The organism is Parvularcula maris (genome assembly GCF_024505085.1).
Taxonomy (GTDB): Bacteria; Pseudomonadota; Alphaproteobacteria; order Caulobacterales; family Parvularculaceae; genus Parvularcula; species Parvularcula maris.
The window spans coordinates 118,476-144,324 of record NZ_JANIBC010000004.1; the positions used below are offsets into that span (position 1 = coordinate 118,476).

Below are 25,849 nucleotides of genomic sequence, written 5' to 3' on the forward strand. Positions count from 1 at the left end.
CTCAGGAGATGCCTAGCCTTCCCCGCCTCGTTCGAGTTACTGGCCTGCTTCGGTGGGCCGGAGGTCGCCTCGAAGCTCCAGCAGCTCGCGGCAGTGTGCCGCCGCCGCGTCGATCAGGCCGTCGGTGATCGTCGCGTCGGTCTCGTAGAGCTCGTCCACATGGAGCCAGAGAAGACGTCCCATGACAGAGGGGAGGGGGCGGCCATACCAGCTATCCGCCGCGCCGAGCGGCTGGCCGAGGCCGTACTTGGCGAAGGCTGCGTTGCCCCAGGCGACGGCGAGCGGCTCCTCCAAGAGGTCGTAGGGCCGGATGAGCTTGGCAGGGCACCGGTCGAGGAAGCGCTTGGTGAGGGCCACTTTCTGCTGGCTCGGCTGGTGGGCGCTCAGATAGTGAACGGCCTCGTGCATCGCTATCTCCGCCCAGGACTCGCCGGAGTGGGCCGTCGGGTGGGACCGTATGAAGAAAGTTCTGCCGCTGATATCGGCCGAGGTACGGTCGATCGGCGGCCACCATACGTAAAGAGCATTGAACTCTAGGGTCTCGTCGACGCGGTAGAAAGCGGCGAGCCGCTCCAGATAGGGCGGTGTACCAGGGCTGTTCAGGACGGCATCGAGCCTCGCTGCGTCCTTGGCGAAGGCTTTGCTCTCCTCAAGAAGCTGACGCCAGTGCGGCTGGAAATGGCGGTAGAAACCTCGGAGCATGTGGGCGTCGTCGGCGCCCATGATGGTCTCCAGGGTCGATAGAGCCTCCTCGATGGTCTGTGCGCCCAGAAAATGCTCGGCCAACGGATCGGCCTGGCGGGAGACCGAGCTGCGAGCCGTGAAGATGCCGTCCTTCGCGAGCCTTTCTTTGCGGTTGCCCTGCGCCGGGTCGCTGTAGGTGCGGCGGCGATAGTCGGCGTAGGCCTCGGCTTGCCGCTGGTCCTCATCGCTCCATCCGAAGCGTTCCTCCCAAGCCTCGCGGTACTCCGGCTCGTTGAAACCCGGCCACCACAGGCTCGTCTGATCCATGAGCGAGAAGAGATCGGCCGGTGCGTGGTATCCGGCCCGAAGGGTGACCTCCGCTCGGGCGTCCTGGCTCCAAGCCAAGGTCAGGAGTAGGAAGAGAACGACGCGTTTCGCCATAGCGGGAACCTCTCGCGGTCATCTGACGCGGTAGATGGCCTTCAAAGAGACTATGAAAGCCATCTACCGCTGACAAAGGAAGGGACTTTCTCCTACTCGGCCGCCTGCCCGCTGGCCACCGTTTCTGCATCAGGGCGGCCGTGGCAGTGCTTGAACTTCTTGCCCGAGCCGCAGGGGCAGGGGGCGTTGCGGCTGACCCGGCCCCAGGTCGTGGGATCGTCGGCCTTCACCTCACGGCTCATACGCTGGGCACGGAGGGTGTTGGAGCCCGCGGCCTGGCCGTAGCCTCTACGCGGTGCTTCCGGCCCGCCGTGACCGGCATCGTTCTCGCCGGTGGTGGCGTCGATATGCACTTCCTTGAGCTTGGAGGGGTCGAGTTGGCCGCGTTTCTGCAGCTCGGCGATGAGGCGCTTGGCCTCTTCGATGTCCACCTTAGGGGCCTGGGGCTGCTGGATCTGCACATGGAAGAGCGACCGGGTCACGTCGCGGCGGAGGCCGTCGAGGAGGTTCTGGAAGAGGGCGAAGGCCTCGGTCTTGAACTCGTTCAGCGGGTCGCGTTGGCCGACGCCGCGAAGACCCACGACCGAGCGCAGGTGGTCGAGCTGCTGCAAATGCTCGCGCCACTCGCGGTCGATGGTCTGTAGGAGGATGGCCTTCTCGACCTTGCGGGCGTTGTCCTCACCGAACTCGGCGAGCTGCGCCTGCCATTTCTCGTCGGCGGCCTTGCGCACGCGCTCGGCGATCTCCTGATCGGCCACGCCCTCTTCCTGCGCCCAGTCGCCGACGGGCAGGTCGAGACCAAAGACGGTTTGGACCTCTTCCTTGAGGCCCTCCGTGTCCCACTGCTCGGCATAGGAGCGCTCGGGGATGTACTCGGCGACCATATCGTCGATGATGGTCTCGCGCATATCCGTGACGATCTCGCCCACATCGTTCGCATCCATGAACTCGATGCGCTGCTCGAAGATCGCCTTACGCTGATCGTTCATCACGTCGTCATATTTCAGGACGTTCTTGCGGATGTCGAAGTTGCGCTGCTCGATTTTCTTCTGGGCGTTCTCGACGGCCTTGGTGAACCAGGGGTGCTCGATCGACTCGTCCTGCTTGATCCCGAAGCGCTTGAGCATCTTCTCCATGCCCGAGCCGAAGATGCGCATCAGATCGTCTTCGAGGGAGAGGTAGAACTTGGTGGTGCCGGGGTCGCCCTGACGGCCCGAACGGCCGCGGAGCTGGTTGTCGATCCGGCGGCTTTCGTGGCGCTCCGTACCGAGAACGTAGAGCCCGCCCGCATCCAGCGCCTTCTGCTTCTGCTCCTTGATCTTGGCCTCGATCTCGGCCCGCTTGCGAGCGATCGTCTCGGCGTCGTCCTCCTCGGTGAGGTGGGTCATGATCTCCATGTCCACCGAGCCGCCGAGCTGAATGTCCGTACCCCGGCCAGCCATGTTGGTGGCGATGGTCACCGCACCCGGAATACCGGCCTGGGCGACGATCTCCGCCTCCTGCTCGTGGAAGCGGGCGTTGAGGACGTTGTGCGGCACCGGCACGGGGCGCCTCGCCAGACCTTCGATCTCGTCGGCAAGGGCGTTGAGCTCGCCCTTCTCATCGACCTTTTTGTCCTTCAACTCGCCCGCCTGCTTACGAAGGTCGGCCGCGACCTCCTTCCAGAACTTCTTGTCACTGAGGAAGTGGGAAAGGACCTCGGACTTCTCGATCGACACCGTGCCGACCAGCACCGGCTGGTCACGCAAATGGCAGCGGGCGATCTCCTTGGCGATGGCGCGGTACTTCTCCTTCGCCGACATGTAGAGCTCGTCGTCGAAGTCCTCGCGCGCGATGGGGCGGTTGGTGGGGATCTCGTAGACGCTGAGCTCGTAGATGTCCTGGAACTCGCCTTCCTCCGTAATCGCCGTACCGGTCATGCCGGAGAGCTTCTTGTAGAGGCGGAAGTAGTTCTGGAAGGTGATCGACGCCATGGTGACGTTCTCGGGCTTGATCTCCGCGCCCTCCTTCGCCTCCACTGCCTGGTGCAGGCCGTCGGACCAGCGGCGGCCCTCCATCATGCGGCCCGTGAACTCGTCGATGATGACGACCTTGTTGTCTTTGACGATATAGTCCTTGTCCCGCGTGAACATCTTGTGCGCTCTTAGAGCGTTCTGGACGTGGTGGACGACGGCGACGTTCTCCGCCTCGTAGAGGCTGCCGCCTTCCAGGAGATCGGCCTCCTCCAGAAGCTCCTCGATGCGCTCATTGCCCTCATCCGTGAGGGTGACCGAGCGCTTCTTCTCGTCGATCTCGTAGTGCTCGTCGGTAAGCTGCGGCATCAGCTTGTCGATGGCGATGTAGAGCTCGGACTTGTCGTCCGTCGGTCCGCTGATGATCAGCGGCGTCCGCGCCTCGTCGATGAGGATCGAGTCCACCTCGTCGACGATGGCGTAGGCGTGTCCGCGCTGGACCATCTGGTCCTTGGACTGCTTCATGTTATCGCGAAGATAGTCGAAGCCGAGCTCGTTATTGGTGGCGTAGGTGATGTCGCAGGCATAGGCCTCGCGCCGCTCCTCATCGCCGAGCTCGTTGTAGATGACGCCGGTGGTCATGCCGAGCTGGGCGAAGACCTTGCCCATCCACTCCGCGTCCCGCTTGGCGAGGTAGTCGTTGACGGTGACCACGTGCACGCCCTCGCCGGTCAGGGCGTTGAGGAAGGCGGGGAGGGTGGCGACCAGGGTCTTGCCCTCGCCGGTCTTCATCTCGGCGATGTTGCCGCCGTGGAGCACCATGCCGCCGACGAGCTGCACGTCGTAGGGGCGCAGGCCCAGCGCCCGGTCGGCGCCCTCACGCACTAGGGCGAAGGCCTCGTTCATCAGGTCGCCGAGCTTCTCGCCGTCCTGGTAGCGCTGCTTCAGCTCGTTCGTCTTCTCGATCAGCCCATCGTCGGAGAGGGCGGCCATCTCGTCTGCCAGCTCGCCGATCTTCTTGGCGCGCTTGGTCATCGGCTTCAGACGCCGCTCATTGGCGGAGCCGAACAGACGCTGCGCGATGGATGTCTTTGCCATGGTGGGTCTTGCCTCGTGAACTCTGTCTTTGTCGTCCGGCGGGGCGCCATGCACGCGGCGGACCATGGCAGGCACGATCCTCCGCGGCGGCGGCCGCCACCCGGAATGGGTGCAGATAGGTAGAGGGCCGCCTCGCTGTCAAATGATCAGGGGTTTGTCCGGGCAAGTTCGCCCGGCATCGGGCCAGTCAGGGAAGAACGGAACTGTTACCTGCCGATCACGCTCGCGTGGAGTCTGCAAAAATCGGGGGGTGGAGGGCAGGTCTGGCACTTGTTTCGCACTGGAGAATTCGTCACTGGCGGAAGCAAAGGTAAACCGGCAGTTAACGAGCTCAACGAGGAGAGCGAACATGACCAAAGGACAAGCCGTGTCCCAGGCCAGTTCCCGCGCGCCGCAGGGTTTCCGTTTCTATGGTTCGGTGGCCAAGGCCGCCGCGTTACAGTTCAGCCCGCAAGTTGCGCTGCGCTCGATCTTCTGCGCAGCCCTCGTGGTCGCCGCGGCCGCCGAGGCCGTCCGCTTCGGCGTGGTCGAGCGTCCGCTCTCGGTCTATGCGACCCATAACGAGATCGACCCGGTGGTGGCCAAGGTGGGACACGAGGTCCTGCGCGTCTCCGACGCCATGGCCCACGCTCTTTATACCGGCGTCCAGCCCGAAAGCGCCGCCGACCTGCCCGCCCTGATGGCTTCCGGCATGGTCGACGAGGCCGTGGACCACCTCACCCTGGCGCAGATGGCCCGCGAAGAGGGCCTGGACCGGGCCTTGGAGATCCGCGCCGCCGTGGCCCTGGCCGAGCGTGAGATTCTAGCAGAGGCCTTCCTCGAGCAGATCGCCAACCGCGCCGCCTCCGAAGAGCGCGTCCGCGCTGCCTATGAGGCCGAGTACCGGAACCTCGAGAACACCACCGTGCTGCGCCTCTCCGAGATCGTCGTGGCCACTAGGGAAGAGGCGCTGGCTCTTCGCGACCGTCTGCCCCGCGCGAGCTTCTCCGCGCTGGCTTCGAAGAAGTCGCTGGTCAAGGAGACCGCAGCGCAGGGCGGATCGCTCGGCGACCAGCTCATGGGCGACCTTTCCGCTGCGCTGCGCAGTGCTGTCCAAGACCTTGCCATTGGCGGGGTGACCGAACCGCTGGAGACCGAACAGGGCTGGGCCATCTACAAGCTCTCCAGCCGTCGGGCGGTGCGCATGCCCCCCTTCGAGGAGCGGCGCGAGGAGATCGCCCGTACCTTGCGCGAAGAAGCCGTGGCCGACGCCCTGGCCCGCACCCGCGGCGCCGTCCAGGCGCAGATCCGCTCGGCCGAAGCGATCCTCGGCGACGTCGCCCCGAACAGCGCACCGGTCGCCACCCTCGCCGCTGCGCGCATCGCCAACTAGGCTTCATCCCGGCGTGCTGATCGTCAGCGCCTGCGCCCTGATCGACCGGGCGGGGCAGGTGCTTCTTTCGAAAAGACCCGAAGGCCGCGCCCATGCGGGTCTCTGGGAGTTTCCCGGCGGCAAGGCCGAGCCCGGAGAAGAACCTCGGACGGCGCTGATCCGCGAGCTGGGTGAGGAGCTCGGCATCTCCACCGAAGAGAGCTGCCTCGCACCGCTCACCTTCGAAGGCGAGGGGGAGCTGCTCCTGCTTCTCTATGTGTGCCGCAAGTACAAAGGCATCCCAGCACCGCTGGAGGGTCAGACCCTCCGATGGTTCGATCCGGGAGAGCTTCTGGATCAGGACCTGGTGCCGCTGGACAGGCCCTTGGCGGCAGCGGTGCGGGATTTGCTTTCCTAGGGACCTACCTCTCCCGCTCGCGGGAGAGGTCGAAATCTATCTGATTTCTGGTGAGGGGATCGGCGAAGCCGTAGCGTTTGTGGCTTGCTGCTGCCGCAGCCTCATCGGTTCGAAAAGGTCTCTCGGACCTTCGAGTTTGCTGTGCAAACCATCTCCGAAGCCCCCTCACCCTCGGTCCCTCTCCCCACCGGGGAGAGAGAGGCGGTGCTTGCGATGCTTCTATTCAGAAGACCCCATTCTTCCGATCGCCTCGGCCATCGACATCTCCGCGCTGCCCGGCTTGAGCGGCTTGGGCTGGCTGGCATCCGGCGCCCAGCCGGTGAGGACGCCGAGTTCGAACAGGGTCTCCTCCCCCTCAAGACGCGACAGCGCCGAGGCGAGCACGTCCCGGCGCAGGGGCGGCGAGGGCCTTGTCAGCGCCAGGGTCTCGCCCATGCCCCGAAGGTCGCGAAGGAGGGTCGCCGGCGAGCGGTAGCGCACTTTGACCGGCTGCAGATCCACCACGGGAAGCGCGAAGCCCGCCCGTTGCAGGAGCGCCCCCGCATCCTTGATGGCGACGAAGGGAGACACCCTCGCCGCAACCCCGCCGGTCAGCTCCGCCTCGGCATCGCGCAGGGCCTGGCGCAGACCCAGAAGGGTGCGCTCGGCGGGAAAGACCGCGATGAACAGGCCGTCGGGCTTCAGCACCCTTCTGGCCTCCAATAGAGCGCCCGGCAGGTCGTCCACCGCGTGGAGGCTCATCAGCGAGACCACGAGTTCGAAGCTGCCGTCCCCGAAGGGCAGGGCAGTTGCCGGCGCTTCGATCGGCTCGTCGGCACCCCTTGCCGTCAGAAACGCAGCGCTCTCTCCAGCAGAGGTGATCGCGCCAACCTGCGCCCCCTCGGTCAGCCGCTCCGCCAGAAGCGGCCCCCCAGGCCCGTAGAAGAGCGCCTTCGGGAAGGGCTTCAGCACCGTCTCCAGCCGGTCGAGGGCGTCTTCCGCCGCCCTGACATGCAGGAAGTCGTGCTCAGGGAAGTTGCGCGCGGCGCGTTCGAGCCGCAGCTTGCGGCGGGCGGCGGAGAAGATGGAAGGCGGCTGTTGCAAGGTTCAGGTTCCGGCGGTGTTCAGCCTGCTATGTGGCAGCTTACGGGGAGAGGGAAAGGGCGCAGCCTGCCGCGGCGCCTCGCCTCCATGCTGTTCCCGCCGCGCTGCCCGCTGACTGGCGACAAGGTAGAGGAGCCAGGACGCTTCTCTGCCGCCGGGTGGGGGAAGCTGTCCCTCCTAGCGCCGCCCTGGTGCGAGGCCTGCGGCGCTACGGCGGTCGAAGAAGCGCCGCTCTGCGCCTCCTGCGCCGCGCCGGAGCGCTACAGCCGCAACCTGACGGGCAGGGGCAGGCTCGATGCGGTGCGCTCGGCCATGCGCTACTCGGAGGCTTCGGCGGGGCTGGTGCTGGAGCTCAAATACGCCGACCGGCACGATATCGCCGCGACCCTGGCAAGGCCCATGGCGCCGCTTCTGAAGACCATGGCGACACCCCAGCGCGCCATGCTCGTGCCGGTGCCGTTGCATCCGAAGCGCCTAGCCGAGCGGCGCTACAACCAGGCGCTTCTCCTGGCCGCGGCGATTGCAAGGCACACCGGTCACGCCGTCGCCTCGGCAGTCCTCCGCCGCAAGACGGCCACCAGCCCGCAGAAGGGTTTGAGCGTCGAGGGCCGCTACCGCAACGTCGCCAGCGCCTTTGCGGCCAACGGAAGCGTCACGGGACAAGACATCGTGCTCGTCGACGACGTACTCACCTCAGGCGCTACACTGATCGGCTGCGCCAAGGCGCTGAGGCGGGCAGGCGCGCGTTCTGTCAGGGCCGTGACCGCTGCGAGGGTTTTCCCCGGAACCGAAGGCGCACAGATGGAGTTGCCATAGGCTCTAGTGGAGTGTTTTTTGCGGTTTTGATCGGGTCCATCGGCGCTTACCGGCTAGGAGCAGCGAACCCTAGCGTACTTCCTGTACGCGGGTTTGCTGCGACGACGTCGGGTGACGCCGATGGGCCGACCCAAAGGGCGAGCGACCCAGCGCCGCCGGACGTCGTCGCGAAGGCTTGCGGTAGATGGCTACCGCTGCGCCTCCGCTCCTTGCCGGACAGCGCTGGGACCGCTCGTCAAAACCGCAAAAAACACTGCACTAGAGCCTAGATAAGGAGACAGCGTGATGCCGAAGGTCGAGATATACACCAAAGTGATGTGCCCCTACTGCGTGCGGGCCAAGGCGCTGCTCGACCAGAAGGGCGTGACCTATGAGGAGATCATCGCCGCGAGCGACCCGGAGCGAAAGCAGGAGATGATGCAGCGCTCGGGCGGCCGGGCCACCTACCCGCAGATCTTCATCGGCGACGAGCATATCGGCGGCTGCGACGATCTTCTGTCGCTCGAACGCCGGGGCAAGCTCGACGCCAAGCTAGCGGCCTAGCGCCGTGAGGGCCGCCGTCGTCCAGATGCGCTCCTCCATCGACCGGGAGCGCAACCTCGCCGAGGCCGAGGAGCTGATACGCGAGGCCGCCTCCCAAGGCGCCGAGTTCATCTCCACGCCGGAGATGACCACCGTCCTCGACCAGGACCGTAAGCGCCTCATGAAGACGCTGGAGGCCCGCGACCCCGACCCGGAAGGCTTCTTCTGCAAGCTCTCGGCGGAGCTTGGCGTGCTGCTGCATATCGGCTCCATGCCGCTCTACTCCCAGAACCCGGAGCGCCTGCGCAACCGCTCGCTTCTTATCGACGGCGGCGAGCTGGTCGCGACCTACGACAAGGTCCACCTCTTCGACGCGGACCTCCCCGACGGCGAGAGCTGGCGCGAGAGCGCGCTTTACGAACACGGGGAGGAGGCGGTGCTGGCCCATGCGCGGGGCGTGGCCTTCGGCCTGACGGTCTGTTTCGACCTGCGCTTCGGCACGCTGTACCGCGACCTCGGCCAGGCGGGCGCGCAGGTCCTCACCGTACCTTCGGCCTTCACCACCTCCACCGGTAAGGCCCACTGGCACGTGCTCCTAAGGGCGCGGGCCATCGAGACCGGCTCCTATGTGGTGGCCGCGGCGCAAGGCGGAGAGCATGAGGACGGGCGACGCACCTTCGGCCACAGCCTCATCGTCAGCCCGTGGGGCGATGTCATCGCCGAGGTGGATCACGACCGGCCTGGCGTGGCGCTTGCGGAAATGGATATGCAGAACGTTGCCGACATGCGTCAGCGTCTCCCCTCGCTCAAGCTTGAACGACACCCGGAACTGCGCATTTATGGGGCGTGATTAAGTACACCTTGCAATGCGCCTCGGACCACCGCTTCGAAGGCTGGTTCGGCTCCAGCGCCGATTTCGACGCCCAGAAAGAGGGCGGCGACCTATCCTGTCCGGTCTGCGGCTCCAGTGAGGTCGAGAAGGCTCTCATGGCCCCCGCCATCCTCAAGGGCGGCAGACCCTCCAGCCGCAAGGACGAGGCCGTCGCCTCCATCGCCAAGGAGTGGAACGAGGCTGCCGCGAAGGCGAAGTCCTATGTCGAGAAGAACTTCGAGCATGTCGGCAAGCGCTTCCCCGAAGAGGCCCGCGCCCAGCACTACGGCGAGAAGGAGGCCAAACCCATCTACGGCGAAGCGAGCCGCGAGGAGGTCGCCTCCCTGAAGGAAGAGGGCGTCACCGTAGCCCCGGTCCCAGAGCCCGTACCAACGGCGGACGAGACGAAGAAGAAGCTGAACTAGCCTTCGCCTCTCACCATCCGGTCTGGCGCCGCAGCTCGCTTAGGGTCACCGCCGCCGCCACGCCCACATTGAGGCTCCTCGCGCCGGGGGCGAGGGGGATGCGGATGCGGGCGTCGGCGGCTTCGTGGATATGCGGCGGCACCCCGGCGCTCTCCTGGCCCATCAGGACGATGTCGTCAGCGGTGAAGGTCTCCTCGTAGAGGCTGGCCGAGCCTCTGGTGGTCATCAGGACGAGCCGTCCTGGCACGTCGCGCCTGAACGCATCCCAGTCCACATGCCGCACCAGGGTAGTCTGGTAGTCGAGCGCCGCCTTGCCGATCTCCCGCTCTCGCCAGGGGAAGCCGCAGGGCTCGATCACGTGCAGCTCCGCCCCGAAGCAGGCGGCGCTCCTGATGATCGCTCCTAAGTTTGCGGCAATCTCTGGCTGGTAGAGGGCCAGCTTCGGCATGTCGCGCGACCTCCTTACGCATGGATAAATCGGCCTCAAACGGCCATGTCTGCACTGGACCTGAAGGACGCTGCGTGGCAAGCGCGCGAGGAATCTTCATAGAACGAATCTGTCTGAGATGAGCACGACACACGAATATCCGAACGATCAGGGCGAGATCATCAACGAGCACCGCCCCAAGGGCGACTGGGTCGAGCCCGCAGGCGATCCGACCAAGCGCGACTTCATCCACCTGGTCGCGGGCGGCGCCGCTGCGGCTGCCGGCGTCGGCATCGTCATCCCGCTGGTGGCGCAGCTCGCCCCCGATGCCGCCGTGCGCGCCCTGGCCACGAAGGAGGTGAGCCTTGCAGGCGTCGAGCCGGGTCAGGCGGTCAAGACCATCTGGCAGGGCAAGCCCGTCTTCATCCGCCGCCTGACCGAGCAGGAAGTCGCCACCGATGACGGCGTCAGCCTCGGCGATCTCAAGGACGCCGACGCCCGCAACGACAATATCGGTTCCGCTGACGCGACCGCCGAGAACCGCGTGCAGCAGGGCGGCTTCGTGGTCGTCCTCGGCGTCTGCACCCACCTTGGCTGCGTGCCGCTCGGCACCGATACCGGCGAGAACCGCGGCGACTATGGCGGCTGGTTCTGCCCCTGTCACGGCAGCCACTACGACAGCCTCGGCCGCATCCGTAAGGGTCCGGCGCCGTCCAACCTGCCGGTGCCGCCGCTGGAGTTCATCTCCGACACCACCATCCGTCTGGGGTAAGCCTTATGTCACACCAAAGCACCTACAACCCAGGAACCGGGATCGAGCGCTGGATCGACAAGCGCCTTCCCGTCGTCCGCCTGGGCTATGACAGCTTCGTCGACTTCCCGACGCCCAAGAACCTGAACTACTGGTACACCTTCGGCGGCATCCTCGCGATCTGCCTCATGGTTCAGATCGTCACCGGCGTCGTCCTGGCGATGCACTACACCGCCCATACCGACTACGCCTTCCAGTCCGTTGAGATGATCATGCGCGACGTGAACTATGGCTGGCTGATGCGCTACGTGCACGCCAACGGCGCGTCGATGTTCTTCATCGCGGTCTACGCTCACATCGCACGCGGGCTCTACTACGGCTCCTATAAAGAGCCGCGCGAGATCCTGTGGATCCTCGGCGTCATTATCTTCCTCCTGATGATGGGCACGGCCTTTATGGGCTATGTGCTTCCCTGGGGTCAGATGAGCTTCTGGGGCGCGACAGTGATCACCTCGCTCGCGGGTGCGGTGCCGGTCATCGGCGAGCCGATCAAGACGCTGCTGTGGGGCGGCTTCGCGGTCGACAACCCGACGCTCAACCGCTTCTACGCGCTGCACTATCTGATGCCGTTCCTGATCGCGGGCGCCGTGATCCTGCACATCTGGGCGCTGCACGTACCGGGCAACAACAACCCGTCGGGCGTCGAGGTGAAGGACGTGAAGAAGGACACTGTTCCCTTCCACCCCTACTACACGGTGAAGGACGGCTTCGCGATCATCGTCTTCCTGCTGCTGTTCGCGGCCTTCGTGTTCTACATGCCGAACACGCTCGGCCACCCGGACAACTATATCGAGGCCGACCCGCTCGTGACCCCGGCGCATATCGTGCCTGAGTGGTACTTCCTGCCGTTCTACGCGATGCTGCGGGCGATCGACTTCAACTTCCTCTTCATCAACTCGAAGCTCGGCGGCGTGCTGGTGATGCTGGGGTCGATCCTGATCTGGCTGGTCATTCCCTGGCTCGACCGGTCCAAGGTGCGCTCCATGCGCTACCGGCCGATCGCCAAGCAGTTCTTCTTCATCCTGGCGTTCGCCTTCTTCGGCCTGGGCTGGCTGGGCGCACAGCCTGCCGAAGGGGTCTATGTGGTCGCGGCGAAGATCCTGACCCTCTACTACTTCGCCTACTTCCTGGTGATCCTGCCGGTGCTGTCGGTCACCGAGAAACCGCTGCCCCTGCCGCGTTCGATCGCCGAGGCGGTGCTCAGCGACAAGGCGAAGAAGGGCAAGGCGAGAAGCCCGGCCCCTGTGACGGCGGGCGGTGCACAACCGGCCCCGGCGGAGTGAGTAGCATGACGATCAAGCGTATCCTCGGCGCGGCGGCCATCGCCGCCGCCGCCATCCCCGGCGCCGCCTTCGCGGCCGGTGCCGTCAAGGCGTACAAATCCCCCGAATGGTACTGGGACGGCCCCTTCGGCCGCTACGACGCTGCCGCCATGCAGCGCGGTTTCCAGGTCTACCGGGAGGTCTGCGCTTCCTGCCACTCGATGAAGCTGATCGCCTTCCGCCATCTTGGCGAGGCAGGCGCTCCGTTCCACCTCGAGGAGTGCCCGGCGGAGCTCGGTCTGCCTGACAGCGTGGACTGCTCCGACCCAGCGCAGAACCCGATCATCCGTAGCCTGGCGGCGGAGTACACCATCACCGATGGTCCCGACGAAGCAGGCGACATGTTCGAGCGTCCGGGCCTTCCCGCGGACTACTTCCCCTCTCCCTTCGCCAACCCCCAGCAGGCTGCGGCGGCAAACGGCGGCGCCTACCCCCCCGACCAGAGCCTGATCGTCAAAGGCAGGGTCGACGGTGCGAACTACATCTACAGCCTGCTGACGGGCTATCCCGACGAGCCGCTGAACACGATCGAGGTTCCGGCGGGTCAGTACTACAACCCCTACTATCCCGGCGACACGCTCAGCCTGATGAAGGAGGAGTACCTCCACGACGGCCATATCGACGAAGAGGCCGTGCGCCGTGACGAGGATCCCAAATACGTCTCCTCGGACGGGCATGTCTATGGCGGCGCCTTCAAGATGGCCGCTCCGCTGTCGGACGGCATCGTCACCTATGAGGACGGCACGCCAGAGACCGTCGAGCAGTATGCCAAGGACGTGGTCTCGTTCCTTCAGTGGGCGTCGGAGCCGAAGCTCGAGGAGCGCAAGGGCATGGGCACCTATGTGATGGCCTATCTCTTCATCTTTGCCGCGGTGACCTACGGCTCCTACCGCCAGATCTGGAAAAGCGTCGAGCACTGATCGTACGTGATACGGGCGGTATGAAGGCGGGCTTCGGCCCGCCTTTTTGTTTGGCGTTTGTAGATAGAACGGGATGGTAGGTGCTGATGGCCACTCCCCCTCAGCCTGCCGGCAGCTCCCCCTCTAGAGGGGGAGCGACATAGGGGGGAAACCTCAGTTCTGCTTCCCTCCACCACCCCGTGGGGGAGGTGCCCGAAGGGCGGAGGGGGCAGCAAACGCTTGAAAAGGGCGCAAGCGCCTTCTGGGCGCAGTTTTAGTACGAGCCGCAGAGCACTTCGGGCGAGGCCATGACCGGGGTGGTGGTCCTGGCGATGCGGCCCTTGCGGTCGGCGGCGCTGGCGGTGAGCTTCACCGTGCTCTGACCGTCTCTCGAACCTGCCACGGGCATGACCGCGAAGCGGACTTTCTTGACGCCCAGTCCGAAGCCGAGCCCGCGATAGCGGCGGCTGGCCACCTCTGCGTACTGACCGTCAACGACCGTCGTGCGCACGTTCCAGTCATCCGGCACCTCCGTCAGCGAGCCGCCGAACACCGTGACCTCGGTGCTGCCGACGCCGAAGCGGTCCACGAACTGAGCCTCGACGACAGCCGGAAAGCCTCCCGGTACGGGGTAGATATCGCCCTCACGGACCCGTCCGTAAGCGCAGGTGACCGCTCGCGCGACCCGCTCTTCGGGTTCCGAATGGCTCACCACCTCGCCCTCATGGGTGATGCGCACCAGCGGGGGAAGACCGTTATCCTCAGGCAGGTGATGGGCGCAGGCAGAGAGGAGCAGCGCTCCACCCAACAGCAATCCGCAGCGTCTCATGACCGGCTCCTTCCGCATCGGTGGGGGTCAACGAGCAAGAAACATGCCGACCGGCTGCAACCACGTCTCCTCGTCAGTCCAGACGCCCGATCGAGGGCACACCCCTCGACCGGCCTGCATCGTCCATGCCGTAGCCCACGAGGAAGGCGTCGCCCGGCGCATCGAACAGGGTGAAGTCGGCTTGGACTTCGACGGCCCGCTCCTTCTCCTTGCGGACCGCCACCGCCACGGCCGGGCGTGCCGCCCCCTGCTGCTGCAGCATGGCCTTGGCGCGGGCGAGGCTGCGGCCCGAATCGAGCACGTCGTCCACGAGAAGCACCGTGCGCCCCTCCATGGGCAGGGTGAAGTCCTTCACCACACGCACCAGCCCCGAGCTCTCCCGCCCCAGCCCGTAGGAGGCGAGCTGCACGAAATCGACCTCCGGGTCGGCGCCTACCTCTTGTAGGGCGCGCAGCAGATCGGCGCCGAAGATGAAGCCCCCCGTCAGGACCGGGACCAGCACGAAGTCGTCGCCGAGCTCGGTCAGGATCTCCGCTGCCAGCTCACGGGTGCGGGCGGCGATCTCCTCGGCGGTGAACAAGGTACGCAAGGGGCACGCTCCATGGGCTGCTTTCCGGGACTGGTCGTCTCCACGCGAAACTCTTAGCCTGATTTGCGCAGTCTAGGGGAGGGAAGAGTGGTAACCGAAGGGCACAAACCCAGCGTGGTTTTCTGGGTCGTCGGCGTGCTGGCGCTGTTGTGGAACGGGTTCGGGCTTCTGGACCTCGTCATGACCATGACGAACAACGAGGCCTATCTTGCCGACTACCCGCCGGAGCTTCTGGCCTACTGGCGGGACATGCCGTTCTGGCGAGACATTCTTTGGATCGTCGGGGTCGGCACGGCGGTCATCGCGGCGATCCTGTTCCTCCTCAGGAACAAGCTGGCCGCGCCGCTCTACGCGGTCGCGCCGATCTCGATGGTCATCGGCCTGGCCCATGACGCGGCGGCTGGCGGGATCGCGCTGATGGGTACCGGCGGGCTGATCGGAAGCCTCGCCATCCTCGCCGTCTCCACCGCGCTCTGGTGGTATGCCCGGCGCCAGGCGAGGAAGGGCGTGCTTCGCTAACCGACCAGGAGAGGATCACACCTGTCCGTCAGCTATCGCGTCGGTAGCTCGGATCCTTCTCCTCGCGCGCCTTCTCCGCATGGTCCTTCTCATGGGGTTTGCCGGCGAGCTTCTTCGCCTCCGAGCCGTCTTCCTCGGGTGAGCGCTGCTGGCCATAGGGGCCGTAGCTCTTGGTCTTTCCGTCCGGAAGCTTGTGGGCCTCTTCGTTGCGGTCGGTCTCGCGTTTGTCGCCTCTGATCGGCATGGTGGCCTCCTTCGTCTCTAGCGAGGAAACACAAAACGGCGCGAAGGCGTTCGGCGAGAGGAGGCCGGGATGGACCTGAACCAAGTCACCCTCAACGTGACGGATTTCAGCGAGGCCGTGGCCTTCTACGAGACCCTGGGCCTGAAGCTCATCGTCTCCTCGCGAGGCGAGTACGCCCGCTTCGAGCTGCCCAGCGGCAGCTCGACCCTTTCTCTGCACCTGTCCGAGGAGCGCACCACAAACGGGCCGATGATCTATTTCGAGTGCGACGACCTCGATGCTCGCGTCGAGGCGCTGAAGGGGAAGGGCATAAGCTTCGAGACGGAGCCGACCGACCAGCCCTGGCGCTGGCGCGAGGTGCGGCTGAGAGACCCTTCGGGCAACCGCCTCTGCCTGTTCCACGCAGGCCTTGAGCGCCGCTTCCCGCCCTGGCGTATCGAGCGGAAGCACCGTTGATCGGTCCCGCGAGCCTCGCTAGAGGCCCGCATGGACCAGACCCACACCGCCCCCCAGCACGAGCGCATCCTGATCGTCGATTTCGGCAGCCAGGTGACCCAGCTCATAGCGCGGCGCCTGCGCGAGGACGGGATCTACTGCGAGATCCACCCCTACACCAAGACCGACGAGGCTTTCCTCGCTGACTACGCGCCTAAGGGGATCATCCTCTCCGGCGGTCCGCACTCGGTGACTAGCGCCGACCGGCCCAACGTCTCGAACCTCCTCGGGTACGGAGTGCCGGTCCTGGGCATCTGCTACGGCCAGCAAGTCATGGTGAAGGAGCTCGGCGGTGAGGTCGAAGTCTCCGGTGAGCGCGAGTTCGGCCGGGCCGAGGTCAAGGCCACCGCGAGCTCGCCGCTCTTCCAGACCGTCTGGGCCGAGGGCGGCCAGTACCCTGTCTGGATGAGCCATGGCGACCGGGTCATCAGCCTGCCAGAAGGCTTCCACACCATCGGCACGTCGGAGAACGCTCCGTTCGCTGCCATCGCCGATGAGCTGCGCGGTTTCTACGGCGTGCAGTTCCACCCCGAAGTGGTGCACACACTGGACGGCGCGAGGCTGCTCTCCAACTTCACCAAGCAGATCTGCGGCCTCACCGGCGACTGGACCATGGCCGCCTTCAAGGACGAGATGATCGCCAAGATCCGCCAGCAGGTTGGCAGCGCCAAGGTCATCTGCGGTCTCTCCGGCGGGGTCGACAGCGCCGTGGCGGCTGTCCTTCTGCACGAAGCCATCGGCGACCAGCTCACCTGCGTCTTCGTCGATACCGGCCTGATGCGGATGAATGAGGGGCGCGAAGTCGTGGACCTCTTCCGAGGCACCTACAACATCCCCCTCGTCCATATCGAGGCTGAGGATCAGTTCCTGGGCGAGCTGGCGGGGGTCTCGGACCCGGAAGCCAAGCGCAAGATCATCGGACGGGTCTTCGTCGAGATCTTCGAGCGCGAGGCATCGAGGATCGAGGGCGCCGAGTTTCTGGCCCAAGGTACGCTGTACCCTGATGTCATCGAGAGCGTCTCCGCCACCGGCGGCCCCTCGGTCACGATCAAGTCGCATCACAATGTCGGCGGCCTGCCAGAGCGCATGGGCCTCAAGCTGGTCGAGCCCCTGCGCGAGCTCTTCAAGGACGAGGTGCGAGACCTAGGCCGCGAGCTAGGCCTGCCGGATGCTTTCGTCGGTAGGCACCCCTTCCCAGGGCCGGGCCTAGCCATCCGCATCCCCGGCGAGATCACCAAACAGGGCGCGGACCTTCTTCGCAAGGCGGACAAGATCTATCTCGACGCCATCCGCGAAGAGGGGCTCTACGACGCCATCTGGCAGGCCTTCGCCGTCCTCCTCCCGGTACGGACGGTCGGTGTGATGGGCGATGCCCGCACCTACGACCAGGTGCTGGCGCTGCGCGCCGTCACCTCCACCGACGGCATGACGGCGGACACCTACGCCTTCAGCCACGACTTCCTCAGCCGCGTCAGCACCAAGATCATCAACAACTGCGAAGGCATCGGCCGCGTCGTCTACGACATCACCTCGAAACCGCCCGGCACGATCGAGTGGGAGTAGGCGCTCCGTGCAGGAGGGGCAGGGCAAGACCAGGATACAGCTAGCCGCGCTGTTCGGCGCGCCGGTGCTCTTCGCCCTGATCCTGCTCGCTGGCCCGCCCGAAGGTCTCAGCTTCGAAGCGCTGGTCACCCTCGCGCTTCTGGCACTGATGGCGATCTGGTGGATGACCGAGGCGATCCCCATTCCGATCACCTCGCTTCTGCCGCTCGTCGTCCTACCGGCCTTCGGTGTGCGCAGCATCTCCGAGGCGTCGGCACCCTATGCCGACCGGATCATCATCCTGCTGCTGGGCGGCTTCATCATCGCCAAGTCCGTGGAGCGCTGGCACCTGCATGAGCGGCTGGCGCTGCTGACGGTGAGGCGAGCGGGCACGAAGACGGCAGGCCTGATCCTAGGCTTCCTCGTCGCCTCCGCAGCTCTTTCCGGCTGGATCAGCAACACCGCGACGACGATCATGCTGATGCCTGTCGCGCTGTCGGTGGCCTACAGTCTCGGGGCGGAGGAGAAGGCCCGCTCACCCCTAGCCGTCGCGCTGGCGCTCGCTGTCGCCTACGGAGCGTCGATCGGCGGGTTGGCCACCCCCGTGGGCACACCCACCAACCTCATCGTCATGGGCGCGCTGGAGAATACAGGCGCTGCCTCGATCAGTTTTGACCAGTGGATGCGCTTCGGCGTGCCGACCGTCCTCCTGATGATCCCCGCCGCCTGGGGCGTGCTGCTCCTCTCCGGCGGTAGGGCGCTCAAGGTCGAGGGCGACCCGCAGGCGGTAGTCAAGCAGCGCCTCGACGCTCTCGGCCCCTGGACCACACCGGAGATACGTACCCTGATCGTCTTCAGCGTGGTGGCCTTTTTCTGGATCTTCCGAAGGGCCTTCATCCAGGATCTCACGCTTTTCGGCGTCCAGCCCTTCGCCGGGCTCACCGACCACGTCATCGCCATCGCAGGGGCCATCGCGATGTTTCTAGTTCCTGCAGGGTGCAGGAAGGACCGCGCGGGTGAGATGCTGCTCGACTGGGATACTGCCGAGCGCATACCTTGGGGCGTCGTCCTCCTCTTCGGCGGAGGCCTGTCCCTCGCAGCGGCGATCACGGCGACGGGGCTCGGCAGCTACATGGCGGGCCTGATGGGCGGTGTGATGGACATGCCGGGGCTGGTCATCGCCGCCTTCTTCGCGCTCTTCGTCATCTTCTGGACCGAGATCACCTCCAACGTCGCCACCGCCGCTGCCTTGATGCCGGTGGTGATCGCCGTGGCTGCCTCGGCGGGGGTGGAGCCGGTGGTCCTCGCCGTGCCGGTGGCGCTGGCGGCGAGCTGCGCCTTCATGTTCCCCATGGCGACCGCCCCCAACGCCATCGCGTTTGCCACGGGCGAGGTCACCATCCCGCGCATGGCGAGGATCGGCTTCGTTCTGAACCTCGCAGGCCTCCTCATCATCACCCTGATCGGCGCCTATCTGGTGCCGCGCTGAGCGACCCCCTGGGGCTTTGGGCAAACCGTGCTAAGCCCTGTGCGGTAAGGGCAGAGGAGAGACGCCATGAAAGCCTGGCCGCGTATCGCCACCATGATTGCACTGTTGATCGTGCTTGGCTTCATCAGCCTCATCTACGGCTACCGCTTCGGCTTCTGGGGTCTAGGCCCGGTGTTCACCGGCCTGCGCCCGCCCTTTCTGTTCCTCCTAGGTGTAGCCTTCGTCCTAGCGGCGGCAGCAGCTGGCGCCTTGGTCTTTAAGCGCAGCTTCGTCCCTGCGATAGCGGCACTCGCCGTGGCGATCGCGGCGGGGGGCTTCGGCTACCTGCCCCTCTGGATGAAGTCCCAGGTGGAGGCGAACCCCTTCATCCACGACGTCACCACCGACGTGACCGATCCGCCCGCCTTCGTCGCGGTGCTGGATGAGCGGCGCGATGCACCCAACCCGCCGGAATACGACCGCGAGCAGACCGCTGCCCAGCTCGAAGGCTTCCCGGACCTCCGCCCCCTGGTCATGCCCAAGCCCCTACCGGAAGCCTTCGCCATCGCCGTCGATGCGGTGAAGGCCGAGGGGCTGACGATCAAGGCCGTCGAGCCGAAGGACCGCCGGATCGAGGCCACCGAGACCGTGCCGCTCTTCGGCTTTAAGGACGACGTGGTGATCCGCCTGCGCGATGCCCACGGCGTGGCGACGGTGATCGACATCCGCTCGAAATCGAGGGTGGGCGGCTCCGACCTCGGCTTCAACGCCCGCCGCATCCGCAGCCTGATCGACCGCATGGAAGAGAAGGGCGGCAGGCTCGAAGGGCCTATGCCGAAGGACGAGCGCAAGGTTTGATTTCGATATCCCGGTCATTTCGGGGACGCGAAACGTAGCCCGGAATGCAGAATTGGAGAGTTCGACCGGAAAGCGAATAGTGTCTCAGTCTGTATTCACTTCGCCAGGCGCGCTCTGGGGCCACCTCTCCCGTTCACGGGAGAGGTCAAAGGCTGCGCAGCAGGCTTTGGGTGAGGGCATCGGCAAAGCCGTTCTGCTGCGCTCGGCATCAAACCCGCGCTCAGAACCCCCTCACCCTCGGTCCCTCTCCCGCAGACGGGAGAGGGAGGCGGTACTTGCTAGGCTTTCAAACTAAGCCACTACCGAAAAGTGCTTTGGGCCAGTAGGAAAGTTTCCCGGTTCTCATTACCCGGCTCTTTTTCCAACCGCCTCGAAACGACGCTCTTAAACCCTATACGGACGAAGCGCCTCGCTGGGAGAGGGGCGCGGGAGTACGCGTCTGCCCTCGCGCCTCCTCGCGCAGACCACGGAAGATCTGATCCGCTCGTAGCGATCGGCGGTAATCCGTCGCCGCCAGCTTCTCAAGTAGCTCTCGCGTCTTCGCTTTGTGGTCGGTCATCCCTGCAATCCCGAGCTTTCCCTTTACTGCCCGTTAAGGGGAGTAAGCGTTCTCATAGGTTAACGGAAAGTGAAGCTCTAGGGAAGTGGTTTCATCACGTGACAGGCGTGGCCACATCGCCACACCCCATATGGTACAAGGCCCGTCCGTTCACGGTGCGTTCTAGTTTGGGCTGTTGAAGGCCGTTGGCTAGTCCGCCTGCACCTTCACGTAGGAGCCGGGAGCGTCCTCGATCACCTGGAGCTCGCCATCACCGGGCACGGGGGCAGGGACCTTGCCGGGGGAGCGCTCGTTCAGCCACTCGATCCAGTGCGGCCACCAGGAGTGCTCGTGCATCTCCGCACCGGCCGTCCACTCCTGCAGCGAGCCGGGTAGCTGGTCGTTGATGCGGTAGTGGTACTTCTTCTTGTCCGGGTGGTTAATGACCCCGGCGATATGCCCGGAGCCCGCCAGCATGTAGGTCACATCGTCCCCGCCGAAAAGCCTGGCGGAGCGGTAGACGGATTGCGGCGGCGCGATGTGGTCCTTTTCCCCCGCCTGCATGAAGATCGGCGTCTTCACCTTGGAGAGGTCGATCCGCGTACCCTCGATCTCCAGCTCGCCGCGCGACAGCTTGTTGTGCTGGTAGAAGTCGCGCAGGTAGAAGAGGTGGCACGCCTTGGTCATCCGTGTGCTGTCGGCGTTCCAGTAGAGAAGATCGAACTTCTTCGCCTCCTTGCCCTTGTAGTAGTTGTCGACAAAGGCCGACCAGATCAGGTCGTTGGGCCGCAGCATGTTGAAGGTCCGGGCCATGGCCGAGCCTTCCAAGACCCCGCCCGAAGCGTCGATCTGCTTCTCGATATTGCCGATCTGCTTGTCGTCGACGAAGAGGAGGAGGTCGCCCGCCTGCTCGAAATCCGTCTGCGCCGTGAAGAAGGTCGCGGTGTTGATCCGCGTGTCGTCGTGCTCGGCCATGTAAGCGAGCGCCACGGCGAGAAGCGTGCCGCCGATGCAGTAGCCGATCGTGTCGAACTCCTCCGCACCCGTCGCGCGGCTGGCGGCCTCCAGCGCCTCGAAGACGCCCTGGCGCATATAGTCGGGGAAGCTCTTCTCCTTCAGCTCCGGCCCCGGATTGACCCAGGAGACGACGAACACCGTCCGCCCCTGATCCACCAGCCAGCGGATGAAGCTGTTCTCCGGCTGAAGGTCCAGGATATAGAACTTGTTGATCCAGGGCGGGAAGATGACCATGGGCCGCTCCGCCGCTTCCTCCGTGGTGGGAGAATACTGGATGAGCTGCATCATCTCGTTCTGGTAGACGACCTTGCCGGGCGTTGTGGCCAGGTTCTCGCCCACCTTGAAGAAGTCGAGATCGGCCTGGCGGATGGCGAGCTCGCCATGCCCGCGTTCGAGATCGGCCATGAAGTTCTCGAGGCCGCGCACGAAGTTGCCGCCCTTGGTGGCCATGGTCTCGTCGATGACTTCCGGGTTGATGGCCGGAACGTTGGTCGGCGACATGGCGGCGAGGAACTGGTCGGCGTGGAACTGCGCCCGGCGCTTGGTCGCCTCGTCCACGCCGTCGGCGGCCTGGATCGCCTCGTCCACCCACTTCGCCATGATGAGGTAGCTCTGCTTGACGAAGTCGAGGGCGGGGTTCGCCGCCCAGGCATCGTGCTTGAAGCGCTTGTCCGAGGGGGAGGGCTCGACCACGGGCTCGGCCGGCTTGCCCGATGCCTTGTCGGCCATGGCGGCGAAGAGCTTGGTGTAGTTGTCCCACAGCGACATCTGCAGGCTCATCACCTTGACCGGGTTCTGGGACAGGGCGGTGATGACGTCAGAGGTGGCGCCGGCCACGTTGAGGGGGTCGGAGGCGGGCTGCGCGCCGCGCTGGCCGTACTCGACCCGGCGCTCCGCCACGTCGCGCATCACGTCCTGGGCCTTGACGTTGATGTCGGCCATGGTCCGCGCCAGGCGCGCCATGTCGGTGTAGGGGGGCATCCCGTCCGAGCCGGCGAAGGGGTTGCCGTTGCCTGGAGCGGCCTTCGCAGGCGCTGCCTTGGCGTCGGGTACCGGACGCAGCCTCGCCTCGGTCTTGGTGACCACGGGAGCTTTCTTGGCTGTCTTCTTCGCAGGAGCCTTCTTCGCCGCGGTCTTCTTGGCTGGAGCTTTCTTCGCGGGAGGGGCGGCAATCTTCGTCTCTTCGGCCTTCGGGGCAGCCTTCTTCACCGCCCGCTTGGTGCGGGGTTTCGAGGGCGCGCTTTTGCGGTCGGTATTGGACATCGGGCCACCTCCTGCTTAACCGCTTGGTTGGGTCTCGCCTTCATGTCAAAAGCGCAAACGGCAGAGATTGCAACCGGAACACACATATGCGCTGGCTTTCCTTGATCTTCCCTTTCGCGCTCGCAGCATGCGCCACCGAGCCGCTGAGCGAGGGGCAGGTGCTGATCAACGAGCGTGCGAAGATGCGGGCCAAGGACGAGAAGTTCCCGGTTCTCCGGCCCCTGCCTGGCCGAGAGGCGCTGGGCGAGGGGCTGCCCGGCAATCCGCGCCAGGAGCTGGCAGAGACCGCCCTGGCGATGCGCCTTCTGACTGAACAGGCCGCGGAGGCGCCTAACGGCTCGGACATCGACGCGGTGGCGGGCGAGTTGCGAGCCCTGGTCGCCGAGCTCCAGCGCGGCAGCACCGTCCGCGGCCCCGAGGTCGATGTGGAGGCGCTAGGCTTCCCGACCCCGCCGCCCCTCAACTGAGGTTTTCTCTTATTCGGCGATGGGGAGAAGCGTCATGCTCCTAGTCCCGCCCCCTCAGCCTACCGGCAGCTCCCCCACCAGTGGGGGAGCGACATAGAGAGCAAGCGGTGGTTCTGGTTCCCTCCCCACCCCGTGGGGGAGGTGCTCGAAGGGCGGAGGGGGCTGCTGTGTTCTCAAACGGAGACAGCGCCGGAAGTTGGACGGATCCGACTAAGGCAGAAGCTCTATGCCGGAGTAAGTCCACTCCCAGGGAATGCCGGTCTCGCCGAGCGCGTCTCGTACGAGCCTAGGATAGGCAGGCTCGATGCGGACATCGTTGGAGAGCATGACGATGCAGTCCTCCGAGGCCGCCTTGCAGACCACCATGTTCGCGGTCCAGTCATTGTGCCCGCCGCGCCAGAAGACGAGGCCTTGCGGTCCTTCGAAGAGGTGGATGCCCGGTCCCGAGGAGAAGCCGTCCAAACGCTCCTCTTCAGGCAGCTCCTCGCCGGGGGCGGGGAACTGTGCCCTCGTGGTGATCGGCACCACGGGGGCCGTCAGCTCACGGCACATCTCTTCCGATAGGCGCTCGCAGCGGACCATCGCGGCGAAGAGCGAGGCGGCGTCGCTGATCGTGGTGTCCATGGAGCCCGCCGCACGGACCTTGCTGCGCTCGTCATGGGGAACCGCCTCGCCGCTCAGCGTCCAGCCATCGGCCAGGTTCTCGGCGAAGTCCTCGCGCCACATCATGTCGGTCTTGGTCATGTTCAGGGGGCGGAAGACACGCTCGCGCATCTCCTCGCCGACATCGAGACCCAAGCCCTGTTCGAGAACGAACTGCATCAGGATCGAACCGTCCCCCGAATAGCCGTAGCGGCTGCCTGGGTCGAAATGGATCTCGAGCGGCGCCTCCCAGTCGAGCCTTCCGTCCAAGGTGATGAAGAAGAGGTTCCTGAAGCCGCCCGCATTACCGAGAAGGTGCCGGGGCGTGATCTCCCGCCAGCGGGGATCGTCCGCCAAATCTTCCCATGGGGCATGGGTTTCTTCGAAACCTGTATATTCGGGCAGGGGCTTGGGCAGCAGCTCGGCGATGGGCTGGTCGAGATCCATCATTCCTTCGTCAGCAAGCTGAAGGACGAGATAGGCGAAGACCGCCTTGGTCAGCGATGCTCCGTACATCACCGTGTCGGTGGTCAGCGGCTCGCCCGCCTCGTTGCGATCGCCGAAGGCCTCCACGCCCGTGACCTCCCCGCCCTCGATCCGGGCATAGGCGAGGCCCCGCGCGCCGGTGTCCTCCATGGCCTGCCGCATGCCCCCATCCCAGCTCTGGCTGTCGGGGGAGGGCTTCTGGGCACAAGCCAAGAGGAGCAGGGGAAGGGCGGCAGCGAATGACCTGAGCGTAAGCATAAAGAAGACATTGGTACTTACTGATCTGAGCGCAAGGCGGAGAGTCAGCAGCGGTGCACTAGTATTGGTGGAAGCGCCCATCTCTTGAGGGCTAGTGATGAACCGAGCGCGCTTGATGAACGCCCTCACCCGAAGCCTGCTCATGCAGCCTTCGACCTCCCCAGAGGGAGAGGTGACCCCCCACCTTGCCGCGCCGTTCAAAGGGGGTAAGTGCATCCCATGCCTTGCAGAGGAGGGGTTCCATGGCGCTTCGGGTGAACATTGCCGGTCTCGGCACCGTCGGCGCCAGCCTGCTGCAGCTCCTCGAAGGGGGGCAGCGCGAGGGGCTCGCCGTCTCCGGCATCTCGGCCCGAAGCCGCAGCCGCGACCGGGGCGTGGACCTCTCCCCCTATGCCTGGTCCGACGACCCGGTGAGCCTTGCGCAGGCTGACGACGCCGAGGTCTTCGTCGAGCTCATCGGCGGTGAGGACGGCGTCGCCAAGGCCGCCATCGAGACCGCGCTGCGCTCGGGCAAGCATGTGGTCACCGCCAACAAGGCCTTGATCGCCAAGCACGGCCTCGCCCTCGCCCAGCTCGCCGAGGAGATGGGCGTCGCCCTTCGCTTCGAGGCAGCCGTGGCGGGCGGCGTGCCTGTGGTCAGCGGCCTACGCACAGGCCTCTCCGGCTCGAAGATCCTCCGCCTCCAGGGCGTCCTCAACGGCACCTGCAACTTCATCCTAGCGGCCATGGAGGGCGGCGCGAGCTACGCCGACGCCCTCGCCGAGGCTCAGCGCCTTGGCTTTGCCGAGGCCGACCCCAGCTTCGACGTCGGCGGCATCGATGCAGCGCAGAAGCTCGCCATCCTCGCAGCCCACGCCTTCGGCGCCATGCCGCCCCTCACCGCCATCGACCCGAGGGGCATCGACCAGGTCACCCCAGGCGATCTCAGCGCCGCGCGGGAGCTCGGCCTGCGCATGAAGCTCGTCGCCGCGGTCAGCCGCACAGACGACGGCCTCGCCGCCCGCGTCGCGCCTGCGCTCGTGCCCATCACCTCCGCCCTCGACATAGGCGGCGGCTCGGAGAACATCGTCGTGGTGGACGCCGAGCCCCTGGGCCGGGTCGCCTTCTCAGGGCCAGGTGCAGGGGGAGGGCCGACCGCCTCCGCCGTCCTCTCCGATCTCACCGCCATCTCGCGCGGCGCCCTAGGCCCCGCCTTCGGCCATCCGGCCAGCAGCATCGACGCCGCCCCAAAGGTCGCCCCCGACGCGAGCCCCGTCCCCCACTTCATCCGCGTCCTGGTCGAGGACCGCCCTGGTGTCCTCGCGGGCCTCACCGATATCCTGGGCCGCGCCGAGATCAGCATCGAGACCATCCGCCAAGGCCCCGCCTCCCAGGGCGAGCCCGGCGTCGAGCTGGTCCTCACCACCCACGCCTCCTCCACCGAAACCCATGAGAGGGCCGCCGCCGAGATCGGCAAGCTTGAGGCCGTTCTCGCCAAACCCTCCGTCTACCCTATTCTCAGTAAGGACTGACCC

25 protein-coding genes are annotated in these 25,849 nt (G+C 65.6%); 16 read left to right on the forward strand and 9 right to left on the reverse strand.

What is annotated here, in order from left to right; all coding sequences use genetic code 11:
* Nucleotides 1-36: 36 nt before the first annotated feature.
* Together NOG11_RS07540 and secA are read right to left on the reverse strand one after the other, a co-directional pair.
* Nucleotides 37-1,125, reverse strand: coding sequence for a hypothetical protein (locus NOG11_RS07540; RefSeq protein ID WP_256619111.1), 1,089 nt, complete (start codon nt 1,123-1,125; stop codon nt 37-39).
* 92 nt (nt 1,126-1,217) lie between these two features.
* Nucleotides 1,218-4,175 (reverse strand): preprotein translocase subunit SecA, encoded by a 2,958-nt coding sequence (gene secA, locus NOG11_RS07545; RefSeq protein WP_256619112.1) that lies wholly within the window; start codon nt 4,173-4,175, stop codon nt 1,218-1,220.
* 349 nt (nt 4,176-4,524) lie between these two features.
* Between secA and NOG11_RS07550 the strand changes: the two genes are divergently transcribed.
* Nucleotides 4,525-5,547: a peptidylprolyl isomerase gene (locus NOG11_RS07550; protein WP_256619114.1), complete on the forward strand. Its 1,023-nt coding sequence runs from the start codon at nt 4,525-4,527 to the stop codon at nt 5,545-5,547.
* Between the two features lie 13 nt (nt 5,548-5,560).
* On the forward strand, nt 5,561-5,944 hold the full coding sequence (locus tag NOG11_RS07555) for a (deoxy)nucleoside triphosphate pyrophosphohydrolase (RefSeq protein ID WP_256619115.1): 384 nt from the start codon (nt 5,561-5,563) through the stop codon (nt 5,942-5,944).
* A 219-nt stretch (nt 5,945-6,163) separates the two neighbouring features.
* On the opposite strand, the gene NOG11_RS07560 is transcribed toward NOG11_RS07555, so the two are convergent.
* A complete protein-coding gene (locus NOG11_RS07560; RefSeq protein ID WP_256619116.1) occupies nt 6,164-7,027 on the reverse strand; it encodes a class I SAM-dependent methyltransferase in 864 nt (287 codons plus the stop codon).
* Nucleotides 7,028-7,114: 87 nt separating this feature from the next.
* On the opposite strand from NOG11_RS07560, the gene NOG11_RS07565 reads away from it, so the two are divergent.
* From NOG11_RS07565 to NOG11_RS07580, 4 genes are all read left to right on the forward strand, one after another.
* Entirely contained in the window at nt 7,115-7,843 is a 729-nt protein-coding gene (locus NOG11_RS07565) for a ComF family protein (RefSeq protein ID WP_256619117.1), read from the forward strand.
* A gap of 285 nt (nt 7,844-8,128) precedes the next feature.
* The gene (gene grxC / locus NOG11_RS07570) at nt 8,129-8,386 is read left to right on the forward strand and encodes a glutaredoxin 3 (RefSeq protein ID WP_256619118.1); all 258 of its coding nucleotides are present in this window, start codon (nt 8,129-8,131) and stop codon (nt 8,384-8,386) included.
* 4 nt (nt 8,387-8,390) lie between these two features.
* Nucleotides 8,391-9,215, forward strand: coding sequence for a carbon-nitrogen hydrolase family protein (locus tag NOG11_RS07575; RefSeq protein ID WP_256619119.1), 825 nt, complete (start codon nt 8,391-8,393; stop codon nt 9,213-9,215).
* Entirely contained in the window at nt 9,212-9,661 is a 450-nt protein-coding gene (locus tag NOG11_RS07580) for a DUF1178 family protein (protein WP_256619120.1), read from the forward strand. Before NOG11_RS07575 ends, NOG11_RS07580 begins: the two co-directional genes overlap by 4 nt.
* 10 nt (nt 9,662-9,671) lie before the next feature.
* Here NOG11_RS07580 and NOG11_RS07585 read toward each other — a convergent pair whose 3' ends face one another.
* Complete coding sequence (locus NOG11_RS07585) at nt 9,672-10,109, reverse strand: tRNA (cytidine(34)-2'-O)-methyltransferase (protein ID WP_256619121.1); 438 nt, start codon at nt 10,107-10,109, stop codon at nt 9,672-9,674.
* Nucleotides 10,110-10,227: 118 nt separating this feature from the next.
* On the opposite strand from NOG11_RS07585, the gene petA reads away from it, so the two are divergent.
* Genes petA through NOG11_RS07600 form a run of 3 tightly spaced genes read left to right on the forward strand, consistent with a single transcriptional unit; the run spans nt 10,228 to nt 13,141 of the window.
* Nucleotides 10,228-10,860, forward strand: a complete 633-nt coding sequence (petA, locus tag NOG11_RS07590) for a ubiquinol-cytochrome c reductase iron-sulfur subunit (RefSeq protein ID WP_256619122.1) — start codon at nt 10,228-10,230, stop codon at nt 10,858-10,860.
* 5 nt (nt 10,861-10,865) lie between these two features.
* Nucleotides 10,866-12,182: a cytochrome b gene (locus NOG11_RS07595; protein WP_256619123.1), complete on the forward strand. Its 1,317-nt coding sequence runs from the start codon at nt 10,866-10,868 to the stop codon at nt 12,180-12,182.
* A 5-nt stretch (nt 12,183-12,187) separates the two neighbouring features.
* Nucleotides 12,188-13,141 carry a cytochrome c1 gene (locus tag NOG11_RS07600; RefSeq protein WP_256619124.1) on the forward strand — a complete coding sequence of 318 codons (954 nt, stop codon included), beginning with the start codon at nt 12,188-12,190 and terminating at the stop codon, nt 13,139-13,141.
* A 253-nt stretch (nt 13,142-13,394) separates the two neighbouring features.
* Here the strand turns inward: NOG11_RS07600 and NOG11_RS07605 are convergent, their stop codons facing one another.
* Both NOG11_RS07605 and NOG11_RS07610 read right to left on the reverse strand, forming a co-directional pair.
* Nucleotides 13,395-13,949, reverse strand: coding sequence for a hypothetical protein (locus tag NOG11_RS07605; protein WP_256619126.1), 555 nt, complete (start codon nt 13,947-13,949; stop codon nt 13,395-13,397).
* 73 nt (nt 13,950-14,022) lie between these two features.
* On the reverse strand, nt 14,023-14,538 hold the full coding sequence (locus NOG11_RS07610) for a phosphoribosyltransferase (RefSeq protein WP_256619127.1): 516 nt from the start codon (nt 14,536-14,538) through the stop codon (nt 14,023-14,025).
* Nucleotides 14,539-14,652: 114 nt separating this feature from the next.
* On the opposite strand from NOG11_RS07610, the gene NOG11_RS07615 reads away from it, so the two are divergent.
* Nucleotides 14,653-15,057, forward strand: coding sequence for a hypothetical protein (locus NOG11_RS07615; RefSeq protein WP_256619128.1), 405 nt, complete (start codon nt 14,653-14,655; stop codon nt 15,055-15,057).
* A gap of 28 nt (nt 15,058-15,085) precedes the next feature.
* Here NOG11_RS07615 and NOG11_RS07620 read toward each other — a convergent pair whose 3' ends face one another.
* Nucleotides 15,086-15,301 carry a hypothetical protein gene (locus NOG11_RS07620; RefSeq protein WP_256619129.1) on the reverse strand — a complete coding sequence of 72 codons (216 nt, stop codon included), beginning with the start codon at nt 15,299-15,301 and terminating at the stop codon, nt 15,086-15,088.
* A gap of 69 nt (nt 15,302-15,370) precedes the next feature.
* Here NOG11_RS07620 and NOG11_RS07625 point away from each other — a divergent pair, with 69 nt between their 5' ends.
* From NOG11_RS07625 to NOG11_RS07640, 4 genes are all read left to right on the forward strand, one after another.
* Nucleotides 15,371-15,757: a VOC family protein gene (locus tag NOG11_RS07625; RefSeq protein ID WP_256619130.1), complete on the forward strand. Its 387-nt coding sequence runs from the start codon at nt 15,371-15,373 to the stop codon at nt 15,755-15,757.
* A 30-nt stretch (nt 15,758-15,787) separates the two neighbouring features.
* Nucleotides 15,788-17,359: a glutamine-hydrolyzing GMP synthase gene (guaA, locus tag NOG11_RS07630; RefSeq protein WP_256619131.1), complete on the forward strand. Its 1,572-nt coding sequence runs from the start codon at nt 15,788-15,790 to the stop codon at nt 17,357-17,359.
* Nucleotides 17,360-17,366: 7 nt separating this feature from the next.
* Nucleotides 17,367-18,827 (forward strand): SLC13 family permease, encoded by a 1,461-nt coding sequence (locus tag NOG11_RS07635; protein ID WP_256619132.1) that lies wholly within the window; start codon nt 17,367-17,369, stop codon nt 18,825-18,827.
* Nucleotides 18,828-18,893: 66 nt separating this feature from the next.
* The gene (locus NOG11_RS07640) at nt 18,894-19,664 is read left to right on the forward strand and encodes a DUF1499 domain-containing protein (protein ID WP_256619133.1); all 771 of its coding nucleotides are present in this window, start codon (nt 18,894-18,896) and stop codon (nt 19,662-19,664) included.
* 748 nt (nt 19,665-20,412) lie between these two features.
* On the opposite strand, the gene NOG11_RS07645 is transcribed toward NOG11_RS07640, so the two are convergent.
* Nucleotides 20,413-22,482, reverse strand: coding sequence for a PHA/PHB synthase family protein (locus tag NOG11_RS07645; protein ID WP_256619134.1), 2,070 nt, complete (start codon nt 22,480-22,482; stop codon nt 20,413-20,415).
* 86 nt (nt 22,483-22,568) lie between these two features.
* On the opposite strand from NOG11_RS07645, the gene NOG11_RS07650 reads away from it, so the two are divergent.
* Nucleotides 22,569-22,949, forward strand: coding sequence for a hypothetical protein (locus NOG11_RS07650; RefSeq protein ID WP_256619135.1), 381 nt, complete (start codon nt 22,569-22,571; stop codon nt 22,947-22,949).
* Between the two features lie 210 nt (nt 22,950-23,159).
* Here the strand turns inward: NOG11_RS07650 and NOG11_RS07655 are convergent, their stop codons facing one another.
* A complete protein-coding gene (locus tag NOG11_RS07655; RefSeq protein ID WP_256619136.1) occupies nt 23,160-24,335 on the reverse strand; it encodes a serine hydrolase domain-containing protein in 1,176 nt (391 codons plus the stop codon).
* Between the two features lie 242 nt (nt 24,336-24,577).
* On the opposite strand from NOG11_RS07655, the gene NOG11_RS07660 reads away from it, so the two are divergent.
* Nucleotides 24,578-25,846: a homoserine dehydrogenase gene (locus NOG11_RS07660; protein WP_256619137.1), complete on the forward strand. Its 1,269-nt coding sequence runs from the start codon at nt 24,578-24,580 to the stop codon at nt 25,844-25,846.
* Nucleotides 25,847-25,849 lie beyond the last annotated feature (3 nt).